The organism is Gallaecimonas pentaromativorans (assembly GCF_003751625.1).
In the GTDB taxonomy this organism is placed as follows: Bacteria; Pseudomonadota; Gammaproteobacteria; order Enterobacterales; family Gallaecimonadaceae; genus Gallaecimonas; species Gallaecimonas pentaromativorans.
The window spans coordinates 195,228-207,235 of the sequence record NZ_RJUL01000008.1; the positions used below are offsets into that span (position 1 = coordinate 195,228).

The window sequence follows — 12,008 nt, forward strand, 5'->3', positions numbered from 1 at the left end:
ATCAGGTCGACTTTTACAAAGCACAAAGGATGACAAGCGGCTGATATTAGGTTAAAGATGGTCCTCGGCCAGTTCAGGCCTTTTGGTTCGGAGCAAACCGTGATCAATGCACCAGGACTCAAGCTAATGCTTATCGCTTCCAGCCCCTTGTGGTTGGCGTCCTGCAGTGACAAAAACGTCACCGCTACCGTAACCTCCCCCAACCAATTCTATAAAGCCGTGGTGATGGTGCGTACCTGCGGTGAGCAACCGGTCACCGAGGTGATGCTCGAGCCTCAGTCATTCTGGCATTTTGCCAACCATCAGCTGGTATGGGCCGCCAAGGTGCCGCCGTCCGAGATCTCGGTCAGCTGGAAGGGTGATAAGCAGCTCAATGTCAGCTACCCCCAAGCCACCACCGTAACCCAGTCCAAGGCTTTGTCCATGGGGGTTGCCCTGGAATTCAATTCCCTTAACGGCGAAGGCTCAGGCCAGACCGCCGTCGCCACCGGCGCTGCCGGGGTTTAGCGGTTCGCCGCAGCGCCGGCACAGATACCGCTCGCCTCTTAACACCTTGTTATGCCGCCTGATAGTCAGCTGATGCTGGCGACAGCCACAGTGGTAGCTGAAGGTTTGTTCCTGCACGTCAAAATCGTGGGTGCGCTTGGCTGGCAGGCCAAAGAGCCCGGTCATCAGCCCCTGCCATTGGGGGCCGTGGGGTTGGATGCGGGGTCCATGGAGTTGCCAGGCGAGCCAGTGGGCTACTTCATGGGGCACCACTTCGTCGATAAAGGCCTGATGGTTGGCAAGGTACATGGCGCGGTTAAAACGCAGCAGGCCCTTACCCATATGGGCCTGGCCCGCGGCCCGGCCACGCAGATCCAAGGTGACCCGTGGGCGGCTAAAACGGCGGCCAAATTGCGCTTCGGCTTTTTGAAAACAGGCCTCTACGGCCCGGTCCAACACTTCTTTGCTCACCCTTTACCTTTCTTTGCGCTTTAGTTGCATCCTTGTGAGGTCAGATGGGTACAACCACTCCACCTGATAAGGAATTCCCATGCGACACCTGCTGCTCTCCTTTGCCGGCGTCATGGCGCTGACGGCCTGTTGCAGTTGCGACCGCCAGGGGCGCAACGACGGCACCGATGATAATGGCCCCAGCACTTACTTTTCCACTTACATCACCAGTGATGGCTCCAAACGCTTTGTGTTCAGCCAGGAAATGGCGGGCGGTCATGGCCGTCAGGGCGGGCCGGGAGGCGGCATGGGTGGCCCTGGCGGTGGTCGTGGTGGCCCGCAAGGCGGGGTAGGAAGCGGCGGTAAAAGGGGCGGCGATGACAGCGAGCAGAGCGTGGATCTCAGTGACCAGGTGAACCAGAAATTGCTGGATACCGGTTATTGCCGCTCCGGCTATATGGCGCTGGATAACGCCCGGGCCGGGCGCTTTCAACGCCTGACCGGTGAATGCAACGAAACGGCCACCGACGCGGACCGCAAACAGTTCCCCAATGTGGGCAACAGCCGCCTCGACGATCTGGGACGTTAACACTATTTAACAATTGTTGGTGACGGCTCAGGGCAGAATGGTTTTTATTTGCCTTTGGGTTAGTTATGTCTTTGAAAGCATGGGCGACTCCCCTGACTATCGGGGGTTTTGTCATTTCAGCGGTCACCGGTGTGGTGATCTTTTTCCATATCAATATCGGTTTGGTTCGCCCGGCCCACGAGTGGCTGAGCTGGCTGATGATCCTGGGGGTGGTGTTCCACCTGGCGCTGCACTGGAAGGGCTTTAAAGGCTACTTCAGGAAGGGGCTGGCGCTGGGCATCATCCTGTTGTGCCTGATACTGACCGGCGCCTCCATGGTGCCCATGGCCAAGCCGCAGGGCGGTGGCGGCCGCGGCGCCATGTTCCAGGCCGTTGGGCTGCTGACCCAGGCGCCCCTTAGCACCCTGGCGCCGGTGCTGGGCCAATCACTGGATGATGTCACTGCCACCTTGAAAAAGAGTGGTTTTGAGGTCACAAGCCCGGCCCAAAGCCTTGAGGGGCTGGCTCGCCAGCAGGGGAAGCGGGGGACCGATCTCTTGGTGCTGCTGATGCCCAAAGGCAAGGGCCGTTAAGGCCAATAAAAAAGGCGCCCATCGGGCGCCTTTTTTGATGCTTGCAGCTTACTTGAGGCCGGCAGCCTGACGCAGGGCGTCGGCTTTGTCGGTGCGCTCCCAAGGGAACTCGTCGCGGCCAAAGTGGCCGTAGGCGGCGGTCGGCTGGTAGATAGGCTTGTTGAGATCCAGCATCTGGATAAGGCCGTAAGGGCGCAGATCGAAGTGCTCGCGAACCAGGGCGTCGATCTTTTCCTCGGCAATTTTGCCGGTGCCGAAGGTTTCCACGGAGATGGAAGTGGGTTCGGCCACGCCGATGGCGTAGGAAACCTGGATCTCACAGCGGTCAGCCAGGCCGGCAGCCACGATGTTTTTGGCAACGTAGCGGGCAGCGTAGGCAGCGGAGCGGTCAACCTTGGACGGATCCTTACCGGAGAAGGCGCCGCCACCGTGACGGGCCATGCCGCCGTAGGTATCAACGATGATCTTACGGCCGGTCAGGCCGCAGTCGCCCATGGGGCCGCCAATCACGAAGTTACCGGTGGGGTTGATGAAGTATTTGGTCTTGTCGGTCAGCCACTCTTCGGGCAGAACCGGCTTGATGATGTGCTCCATCACCGCTTCGCGCAGGGTGGGCTGGTCGATGTCGGGGCTGTGCTGGGTAGACAGTACCACGGCGTCGATGGCCACCGGCTTGCCGTCTTCGTAGACGAAAGTCACCTGAGACTTGGCGTCGGGGCGCAGCCAGGACAATTCCTTGGACTTACGCACGTGGGCCTGGCGCTTAACCAGACGGTGGGCGTAAGTGATAGGCGCAGGCATCAGCACGTCGGTTTCGTTGGACGCATAGCCGAACATCAGGCCTTGGTCGCCGGCACCCTGCTCGTAAGGGTCTTTGCGGTCAACGCCCATGGCGATGTCGGGGGATTGTTTGCCGATGGCATTCAGTACGGCACAGCTGTCACCGTCAAAGCCCATGTCTGAACTGGTGTAGCCGATCTCGCGAACGGTCTTACGGGCCAGGGCTTCGATATCGACCCAGGCGGAGGTGGTGATCTCACCACCGACGATAACCATACCGGTTTTGACGTAGGTCTCACAGGCAACCCGGGCTTTCGGGTCCTGGGCCAGGATAGCGTCAAGGACGGCGTCGGAGATTTGGTCGGCGATCTTATCAGGATGGCCTTCAGAAACGGACTCGGAAGTAAAAAGACGTCTGGTCATTTCCCACTCAACTCATTGAATGTCGGCAAGAAAAGCGCGGCCTCACGGTCAGTGGCGCCACGCCCCAAAATTAAGGCGGCGATATTACACAGATGGCCGTCTAGACGCCAGTACTTCTGTGCAAAAATTCCCCGGCCTGTGACCCTCACCATTAAAGCCCATCGCGCCGCAACATGAAAGGCGCAACTGATTTGCCCCCGGGGCTACAAATGGGCGAAACTAAGGCCGATTTTTTACCCTGTGTACGGACCCATCCAGGAGACATTGATGCCCTCCCGTCGCCAGCTCGCCAATGCCATCCGCGCCCTCTCTATGGACGCGGTCCAGAAAGCCAAATCCGGTCACCCCGGCGCCCCCATGGGGATGGCTGATATTGCTGAAGTGCTGTGGAACGATTACCTGAGCCACAACCCCCAGAACCCCCAGTGGTTTGACCGTGACCGCTTCGTGCTGTCCAACGGCCATGGCTCCATGCTTATCTATTCCCTGCTGCACCTCTCTGGCTACGATCTGGGTATCGACGACCTCAAGCAGTTCCGCCAACTGCACAGCCGCACCCCGGGCCACCCCGAGTACGGCTACGCCCCCGGTGTAGAAACCACGACCGGCCCCCTGGGCCAGGGCATCACCAATGCCGTGGGCATGGCTATCGCCGAGAAGAGCCTGGCGGCCCAGTTCAACCGCCCCGGCCACGATCTCGTTAACCACTTCACCTACGCCTTCCTGGGCGACGGTTGCTTGATGGAAGGTATCTCCCACGAAGCCTGCTCCCTGGCCGGTACCCTGGGCCTTGGCAAGCTGATTGCCTTTTATGACGACAACGGCATCTCCATCGACGGCCATGTTGAAGGCTGGTTTACCGACGACACCGCCAAGCGTTTTGAAGCCTACGGCTGGCAAGTGGTGCGGGACGTGGATGGCCACTCCGCTGACGCCATCAAGGCTGCTATCGAAGAAGCGCGCAGCGACTTGACCCGCCCGACCCTTATCATCACCAAAACCATCATCGGTTTTGGTAGCCCCAACAAGGCCGGCAGCCACGACTGTCACGGCGCCCCCCTGGGTGACGACGAAATTAAAGCCGCGCGCGAATTCCTCAAATGGGACTACGCGCCTTTTGAAATTCCGGCCGATATCTACGCCGGTTGGGACGCCAAAGAAAAAGGCACCAAGGTCGAGAGCGACTGGAACGCCAAGTTTGACGCCTATGAAGCCGCCTTCCCGGAACTGGCCAGCGAATTTGTACGCCGCCAAAACGGTGAGCTGCCGGCCGATTTTGCCGCCAAGGCCGAGGCCTACATCCAGGCCTGCCAGGAAAAAGGCGAGAAGATTGCTACCCGTAAGGCGTCCCAGAACGCCATCGAAGCCTATGCGGCCCTGCTGCCGGAATTCATGGGCGGCTCTGCCGACTTGGCCGGTTCCAACCTGACCCTGTGGTCCGGCTCCAAACCGCTGACCAAAGACGACGCCTCCGGCAACTACATTTGGTACGGGGTGCGCGAGTTCGGCATGAGCGCCATCATGAACGGTATCGCCCTGCACGGCGGTTTCATTCCTTACGGCGCCACCTTCCTGATGTTTATGGAATACGCCCGTAACGCCGTGCGCATGGCGGCGCTGATGAAGCAGCGCTCCATCTTCGTTTACACCCATGATTCTATCGGCCTGGGCGAAGATGGCCCCACCCACCAGCCGGTGGAGCAAGTGGCCAGCCTGCGCCTGACCCCCAACATGAGCACCTGGCGCCCGGCCGACACCGTAGAAAGCGCTGTGGCCTGGCTGCACGCCGTTGAGCGCGCCGATGGCCCCACCGCCCTTATCTTCAGCCGTCAAAACCTGCCTTGCCTGCCCCGCAGCGCCCAGCAGATAGCCGATGTGCGTAAAGGCGGTTACATCATCAAGGACAGCGAAGGCACCCCGGAGATCATCCTCATTGCCACCGGTTCCGAAGTGGAACTGGCACTGAACGCTGCCGAGGTATTGGCCGGTAAAGGCCGCGCCGTGCGCGTGGTGTCCATGCCTGCTACCGATGTCTTCGATGCCCAGAGCAAAGAATACAAAGAGTCGGTGCTGCCGGCGGCCGTCACCAAGCGGGTGGCCATCGAAGCCCTTATCGCCGACTACTGGTACAAATACGTGGGCCTGAACGGCGCCGTAGTGGGCATGACCACCTTTGGTGAGTCGGCCCCGGCCGGAGAGCTGTTCAAGCTGTTCGGCTTTACTGTCGAGAACGTCGTCAGCGTTGCTGAGGGCCTGTAAGGTAGCAAAGGCAGGCCGGTGGCCTGCCTTTTTTCAAGGAAGCACATGAGCTATTCGGTTGCCATCAATGGCTTTGGGCGCATCGGCCGTGCCGTGCTGCGCGCTCTTTTTGAACGCAACCTGCTGGGCGAGCTGAAGGTAGTGGCGGTGAACGATCTCGCCGAACCTGCCGCCATGGCCCACCTGTTCAAATACGACTCCACCCATGGCCGCCTGGATGCGCCCATGCGTCTGGAGGGTTCCACCTTTTATCTTGGCGAGCATGCCATTGAGCTGCTGAGCGAACCTGATCCGGAAAAACTGCCGCTGGCGGATGTGGACTTGGTGATCGATTGCACCGGGGTGATCCGCCACCATCTCGATGCCGAGGCTTACTTGCTGGCTGGCGCCAAGAAAGTGCTGCTGTCCAACCCCGCTGATGAGGGCGTGGACGCCACCGTGGTGATGGGGGTTAACGACGGCGAGCTTAAAGCCAGCCACCGTATCGTCTCCAACGCCTCTTGCACCACCAACTGCCTGGTGCCGGTGGTACAGCTGCTGGATGAGGCCTTTGGCATAGAACGGGGCCTTACTACCTCTATCCATGCCGCCATGAACGACCAGCAGGTGCTGGACAGCTATCAGCCCAACCTGCGCCTGAGCCGGGCCATGAGCCAGTCGATGGTGCCGGTGGATACCCAACTGGGCCGAGGTGTTGGCCGGGTACTGCCCAAGTTCAAAGACAAGTTCGAAGCGATCTCGGTGCGGGTGCCCACCATTAACGTGTCGGCTCTGGACTTGAGCCTGCAGATGGCTGGTGAAGTGACGGTGGACGCCGTCAACGCCCTGTTGCAGCAGGCCGCTCTTGGCCGCTTTAAGGGCATTTTGGAATTCACCACGGCGCCGCTGGTGTCGGTGGACCACAACCATAACCCTCATTCGGCGATCGTCGACGGCACCCAAACCCGGGTGACCGATGGCAGCCTCTTAAAACTGCTGCTGTGGTTCGACAATGAATGGGGCTTTGCCAACCGGTTGGTGGACACCGCCCACTGCTGGCTTTCAAAACCTGTTAACTGATTATTCTCTGCGAGGATGCACTGATGGCCGTCATCAAGATGACAGACCTGGATCTGGCCGGTAAAAGGGTCCTGATCCGCGAAGATCTCAACGTGCCCGTCAAGGACGGCAAAGTCACTTCCGATGCCCGTATCCAGGCGGCGCTGCCCACCATTCAACTGGCCCTGGACCAAGGCGCCAAGGTGCTGGTAATGAGCCACCTGGGCCGCCCGGAAGAAGGCGTCTTTGACGAAGAAAGCTCTTTGCAGCCGGTGGCCGACTACCTGCAGGATCTGCTGGGTGTGCCGGTGCGCCTGGTGCGCGACTACCTCGGTGGTGTTGATGCCAAAGCCGGGGAAGTGGTGCTGCTGGAGAACGTGCGCTTTAACAAGGGCGAGAAGAAAGACGACGAGCAGCTTGCTAAGCAATACGCCGCCCTGTGCGACGTGTTCGTGATGGACGCCTTCGGCACCGCCCACCGCGCCCAGGCCTCCACCCACGGCGTGGGCAAGTTTGCCGCTGTGGCCTGCGCCGGTCCCTTACTGGCCGCCGAACTGGACGCCCTTGGCAAGGCCCTGAAAGCGCCCCAACGTCCGCTGGTGGCCATCGTTGCTGGCTCCAAGGTGTCCACCAAACTGGATGTGCTTAACAGCCTTGCCGATATCTGTGACCAGGTCATCGTCGGCGGCGGTATCGCCAATACCTTCCTGGCGGCGGCCGGCAAACCCATGGGTAAATCCCTTTATGAGGCCGACCTGCTCGATACCGCCCGGGCCTTGATGGACAAAGTGGCCATTCCGCTGCCCACCGATGTGGTGGTGGCCAAGGCCTTTAGTGAGGACGCCGAAGCCACCATCAAGGCGGCCGAGGACGTTAGCGATGACGACATGATCCTCGATATCGGCCCCGACAGCGCCAAGGCCCTGGCCGAGCTTTTGAAATCTGCCAAAACCATCCTCTGGAATGGCCCGGTAGGGGTGTTCGAGTTCGACCAGTTCGGTAAAGGCACCGAAGTGCTGGCCAAGGCCATCGCCGAGTCTGACGCCTTTTCCATTGCCGGTGGTGGCGACACCCTGGCGGCCATCGACAAGTACGGCATCAAGAGCCAGGTATCCTACATTTCTACTGGCGGCGGCGCCTTCCTCGAGTTTGTCGAGGGCAAGGTACTGCCGGCAGTGGCCATGCTGGAAAGTCGCGGCTGAGCAAAGGCTGACACGGCAGGATAAGGCGGCGCCTGGCGTCGCCTTGTTTTGTTAGACTCATTCAAACGATTACATAAGAGGGGAGCAGGCAGCTTCCCACACCATAAGGAGATTAGAAACATGGCCCTGATTTCACTACGTCAATTACTGGACCATGCAGCCGAGCACAGCTATGGCCTGCCTGCTTTCAACGTCAACAACCTTGAACAGATGCGCGCCATCATGGAAGCGGCCGATAAAATGGACGCCCCGGTGATAGTGCAGGCCTCTGCCGGTGCCCGCAAATACGCCGGCGCCCCCTTCCTGCGCCACCTGATTCTGGCGGCCATTGAAGAATTCCCGCATATCCCGGTCTGTATGCACCAGGACCACGGTACCAGCCCGGCGGTATGCCAGCGCTCCATCCAACTGGGTTTCAGCTCGGTGATGATGGACGGCTCTTTGAAAGACGACGGTAAAACCCCGGCCGACTGGGATTACAACGTTGATGTCACCAAGCGCACCGTGGATATGGCCCACGCCTGCGGCGTCTCCGTAGAAGGTGAGCTGGGTGTGCTGGGCAGCCTGGAAACCGGCACCGCCGGTGAAGAAGACGGCATCGGCGCCGAAGGCGTGCTTGACCACAGCCAACTGCTGACCGACCCGGAAGAAGCGGCCCAGTTCGTGAAACTGACCCACGTTGATGCCCTGGCCATTGCCATCGGTACCAGCCACGGCGCCTACAAGTTCAGCCGCCCGCCGTCAGGGGATATCCTTGCCATCGAGCGCATCAAGGAAATTCACCGCCGCATCCCCAACACTCACTTGGTGATGCACGGCTCTTCTTCCGTGCCACAGGAATGGCTGAAGGTCATTAACGAGTTTGGCGGCGCCATCCCCGAAACCTACGGTGTGCCGGTTGAAGAAATCGTTGAAGGCATCAAGCACGGTGTGCGCAAGGTGAACATCGATACCGATCTGCGCCTGGCGTCTACCGGTGCCATGCGCCGCGCTATGGCTCAAAAGCCAAGCGAATTCGACCCCCGTAAATTCCTCAAAGCCAGCACCGATGCCATGCGCGATATCTGTATCGCCCGCTACGAAGCATTCGGCGCGGCCGGCCAAGCCAGCAAGATTAAAGCGCTGTCTCTGGACGCCATGTCAGAGCGCTACGCCAAAGGCGAGCTGGACCCCAAGGTCAACTAAGTAAGCAAAAGGCGGCCCAGGCCGCCTTTTTAATGTCTGCTCTTCACCGCTTGCTGATGGGTTGGCCTACGCCATCAAATACCGATAAAAAGCGGGTTTGAGGCCTCAATTTACCCAAAGACTCCTTAAATACCCCCATCAGCCTTGTTAAGCTGGCCGGCATGCTGCTTGATGCCTTGGTTTTGCTCACTCTTATCTTGTTGATCGAGCCGATAAAGAACAGGGTTTTCGAATTTACACTGAGTTTTTGAGTTTTAAGGGTAGCTAAGGCACACTTTACCCGCTTTTGCAGAGGAGAGGTTTTATGAAGTTGAAGTACGGTTTGCCTGCGTTGGCGATGCTGGTCGCCCAGGCTGCCCACGCCGATGATGCAGCTACTGCCCCAGGCGAGAAGAAAACCTGGAAAGGGTCGATGGAGCTGGGGGTACTGGTAACCTCCGGGAACAGCAAGGCCACCAATATCAACGGTAAGCTCAACGTTACCCAAGATATGGAGCATTGGCGCAACACCTACAACCTGGAATCTCTCTATACCGATTCTGACGAGGAAACCACCGCCGAGCGTTACCGTGGCGCCGTGCAGGGCGACTATAAATTCAACGACAAAGAATTTTGGTACGTTCGTGGCGCCTACGAAAAAGACCGCTTCTCCGGTTACGATTACCAGAGCAGTGTCTCTACCGGTTACGGCAACCGCTTCTGGCAAGTCGAAGACGGCTCCTTTTTTGAAGCATCGGCTGGTGTTGGTTACCGCAGCAATGAAATCGACCGCGACAGCAGTGACTACCAAGAAGGGGACGAGTCTGACCGTGGCGCCATTGGCCGCCTGGCGGCTAAGTTCGAGTATCACCTGACTGACACTTCGCTGTTCCGCCAGGAGCTGAACACCGAGATTGGCCTGGAAGATGGCAACTCCATTACCGAGTCTGTGACTTCGCTGCAGGCCAACGTGATGGGCAACTTGGCGATGAAAGTGTCCTACCGCATCAAGTACACCTCGGATGTGCCGGCAGATACCGAGAAGACCGACACTGAGACCTCCTTCACACTGCTGTATAGTTTTTAGGCAAAAGCGGCGAAAGCCGCTTTTTTTGTGCCTATAGGTGTCAATATTTTGACTATGCTTGTTTAACTGGTGTTACACCAGGGGCAAGACGACGAGCATAATCAATTACTTAGCAATTCATCTCGCCGTCCAAATTCAAGGATATGAGTCCGCGATAGTGCGAGGTGGGTTATGCAACGCTTTACTGTTCAGGCTGATGGGCTGCTGACCAATGTCAAAGGTCAGGTATGGGTTGAACAGGCCGACGGGTCAAGGGTGCAGCTGTTTGAGGGCGACCGGGTCGCCAAGGGCACCGAGCTTTTCATCACCGACGGTGCCAGCTTTGAGCTGCAGCAGGATAACGGCGGCCAAGCCGAATATGCTGCCTCGCCTGACATCAATGTGGAGATGCCCGGCCAGCAGGCGTTCAGCGCTGCCAGCAATGCCTCGGAGCAGGCCAAGCTGCAACAGGCGATCCTCGAAGGGTTAGACCCCACCCAATTGTTTGAAGCCTCTGCTGCCGGCGCTGCACCGGCAGCCGGGGCTGGTGGTGGCGGTGGAGATTCCGGTTTCGTGACCGTGTCACGGACCGGCAGCGAATTATTGGCAGACGCAGGCTACGCGACTGCTGGAAATCCAGGGGAAGGTGGGCCGGTTCCGGCCGAAGCCGATCAGCTGATATTAGAAGCGGACAACACAGCGCCCGTCGCTCAGCCTGATCAAACCTTGTTACAAGAAGACCTGATAACCAATGTAACAGGCTCCTTGCTTGCAAACGACAGCGATGCCAATGGCGATACTCTTGCCGTTACCCTAGTCAACGGCTCAGCTGTCACTACTGTCAGCGGCCAGTTCGGTACCTTGAGCTGGACCGCTGACGGCAATTTTTCCTACCAGCTCAATAACGAGCAAGTCCAATCTCTGGCTCAGGGCGAAACCCTGACCGAAACCTTTACCTACCAGATCAGTGACGGCAACGGCGGCACCTCTACTTCGACCCTGACCGTTGTTATTCAGGGCACCAACGATGCTCCTGTGGCCACCGCCAACCTCAGTGCGGTCAGTGAAGACGGCCCCTTGAGTGCCCAAGGCAACATGATCACCGACGACGACGACGGTGCCGGGGTGGACAGCGACATCGATAACGGTGCCCAGCTCAGTATTCAATCGGTCAGCGGCGATACCAGCGGCTCGGTCCAGGGGCAATTTGGCACTCTGGTGTGGAACAGTGACGGTACCTACAGCTACAACCTCGATAACTCCTTGGCAGCGGTGCAGGGCCTGAGTGAAGGCGAGTCCCTGATTGATACCTTCAGCTACACCCTGACCGACGAGTTCGGTGCCACTTCCATTGCCACCCTGACCATTACCATCAACGGCACCGACGATGGCGTTACTCTCACCGGCCTGGATGTAGACGGTGGCGAGCAGGTGGTGAGTGAGGCCAACTTGGCTGATGGCTCAAACCCCGACGCCGCCAGCCTCACCCAAAGCGGCAGTTTTGGTGTCAATGCCCCTGATGGCTTGGCAAACATCACCATCAATGGCATTAACGTGGTGGTAAATGGCCAGTACTTAGGCGGCACTATTCAAGTGGTTGGCCAATATGGGGTGCTGACCATCACCGGTTTTGACGGCACTAACGTGCAGTACAGCTACCAGCTGACCGGCGCCGCTGATCACAGCGGTGGCGATGTGCTTGACCAATTCGCGGTGGTGGTCACCGACGTCGACGGCTCCACTGCCAATGGCAGCCTGGATATCGCTATCAACGACGACGTGCCGAGCGCGGTGAACGATGTCAACAGCGTCACCGAAGACGGCCCGCTGAGTGCCACCGGCAACGTACTAACCAGCAACGACACCCAAGGGGCAGATGGCGCCAGCGTCAGCACCGTCGGCACCTTCACCGGCCTGTACGGCACCTTGGTCTTGAATAGCGACGGCAGCTACACCTACACCCTCAACAACAACCTGGC

At 58.9% G+C, this 12,008-nt stretch carries 11 protein-coding genes; 9 read left to right on the top strand and 2 right to left on the bottom strand.

Going from position 1 to position 12,008, the window contains the following annotated elements; translation table 11 throughout:
• Window positions 1-126 precede the first annotated feature (126 nt).
• Complete coding sequence (locus EDC28_RS15455) at window positions 127-507, top strand: hypothetical protein (protein WP_050659334.1); 381 nt, start codon at window positions 127-129, stop codon at window positions 505-507.
• On the opposite strand, the gene EDC28_RS15460 is transcribed toward EDC28_RS15455, so the two are convergent.
• Complete coding sequence (locus tag EDC28_RS15460) at window positions 466-957, bottom strand: SprT family zinc-dependent metalloprotease (protein WP_050659335.1); 492 nt, start codon at window positions 955-957, stop codon at window positions 466-468. The two genes, EDC28_RS15455 and EDC28_RS15460, sit on opposite strands and share 42 nt — an antisense overlap.
• A 79-nt stretch (window positions 958-1,036) precedes the next feature.
• Between EDC28_RS15460 and EDC28_RS15465 the strand changes: the two genes are divergently transcribed.
• Together EDC28_RS15465 and EDC28_RS15470 are read left to right on the top strand one after the other, a co-directional pair.
• Window positions 1,037-1,525 (top strand): hypothetical protein, encoded by a 489-nt coding sequence (locus tag EDC28_RS15465; protein ID WP_123422216.1) that lies wholly within the window; start codon window positions 1,037-1,039, stop codon window positions 1,523-1,525.
• A gap of 65 nt (window positions 1,526-1,590) precedes the next feature.
• Window positions 1,591-2,097, top strand: a complete 507-nt coding sequence (locus EDC28_RS15470; RefSeq protein WP_123422217.1) for a DUF4405 domain-containing protein — start codon at window positions 1,591-1,593, stop codon at window positions 2,095-2,097.
• A gap of 48 nt (window positions 2,098-2,145) precedes the next feature.
• Here EDC28_RS15470 and metK read toward each other — a convergent pair whose 3' ends face one another.
• The gene (gene metK / locus EDC28_RS15475; RefSeq protein ID WP_050659338.1) at window positions 2,146-3,300 is read right to left on the bottom strand and encodes a methionine adenosyltransferase; all 1,155 of its coding nucleotides are present in this window, start codon (window positions 3,298-3,300) and stop codon (window positions 2,146-2,148) included.
• A 267-nt stretch (window positions 3,301-3,567) separates the two neighbouring features.
• Here metK and tkt point away from each other — a divergent pair, with 267 nt between their 5' ends.
• The 6 genes from tkt to EDC28_RS15505 form a co-directional block, all read left to right on the top strand.
• The gene (gene tkt, locus EDC28_RS15480; RefSeq protein ID WP_123422218.1) at window positions 3,568-5,559 is read left to right on the top strand and encodes a transketolase; all 1,992 of its coding nucleotides are present in this window, start codon (window positions 3,568-3,570) and stop codon (window positions 5,557-5,559) included.
• A gap of 45 nt (window positions 5,560-5,604) precedes the next feature.
• On the top strand, window positions 5,605-6,618 hold the full coding sequence (locus EDC28_RS15485; protein ID WP_123422219.1) for a glyceraldehyde 3-phosphate dehydrogenase NAD-binding domain-containing protein: 1,014 nt from the start codon (window positions 5,605-5,607) through the stop codon (window positions 6,616-6,618).
• Window positions 6,619-6,641: 23 nt separating this feature from the next.
• Window positions 6,642-7,799 carry a phosphoglycerate kinase gene (locus EDC28_RS15490; RefSeq protein ID WP_123422220.1) on the top strand — a complete coding sequence of 386 codons (1,158 nt, stop codon included), beginning with the start codon at window positions 6,642-6,644 and terminating at the stop codon, window positions 7,797-7,799.
• A 120-nt stretch (window positions 7,800-7,919) separates the two neighbouring features.
• Window positions 7,920-8,984, top strand: coding sequence for a class II fructose-bisphosphate aldolase (gene fba, locus EDC28_RS15495; RefSeq protein ID WP_050659342.1), 1,065 nt, complete (start codon window positions 7,920-7,922; stop codon window positions 8,982-8,984).
• A 304-nt stretch (window positions 8,985-9,288) separates the two neighbouring features.
• Window positions 9,289-10,050, top strand: coding sequence for a DUF481 domain-containing protein (locus tag EDC28_RS15500; protein ID WP_123422221.1), 762 nt, complete (start codon window positions 9,289-9,291; stop codon window positions 10,048-10,050).
• Between the two features lie 171 nt (window positions 10,051-10,221).
• Window positions 10,222-12,008: retention module-containing protein (locus EDC28_RS15505; RefSeq protein WP_123422222.1), on the top strand; the 1,787-nt coding region annotated here is incomplete at its 3' end.

What these genes read in the sequence shown, in the direction of transcription:
- fba (WP_050659342.1), top strand. Translation starts at nt 7,920, where the DNA reads ATGGCCCTGATTTCACTACGTCAATTACTGGACCATGCAGCCGAGCAC.
- EDC28_RS15455 (WP_050659334.1), top strand. Translation starts at nt 127, where the DNA reads ATGCTTATCGCTTCCAGCCCCTTGTGGTTGGCGTCCTGCAGTGACAAA.
- tkt (WP_123422218.1), top strand. Translation starts at nt 3,568, where the DNA reads ATGCCCTCCCGTCGCCAGCTCGCCAATGCCATCCGCGCCCTCTCTATG.
- EDC28_RS15490 (WP_123422220.1), top strand. Translation starts at nt 6,642, where the DNA reads ATGGCCGTCATCAAGATGACAGACCTGGATCTGGCCGGTAAAAGGGTC.
- EDC28_RS15465 (WP_123422216.1), top strand. Translation starts at nt 1,037, where the DNA reads ATGCGACACCTGCTGCTCTCCTTTGCCGGCGTCATGGCGCTGACGGCC.
- EDC28_RS15485 (WP_123422219.1), top strand. Translation starts at nt 5,605, where the DNA reads ATGAGCTATTCGGTTGCCATCAATGGCTTTGGGCGCATCGGCCGTGCC.
- EDC28_RS15500 (WP_123422221.1), top strand. Translation starts at nt 9,289, where the DNA reads ATGAAGTTGAAGTACGGTTTGCCTGCGTTGGCGATGCTGGTCGCCCAG.
- EDC28_RS15470 (WP_123422217.1), top strand. Translation starts at nt 1,591, where the DNA reads ATGTCTTTGAAAGCATGGGCGACTCCCCTGACTATCGGGGGTTTTGTC.
- metK (WP_050659338.1), bottom strand. Translation starts at nt 3,300, where the DNA reads ATGACCAGACGTCTTTTTACTTCCGAGTCCGTTTCTGAAGGCCATCCT.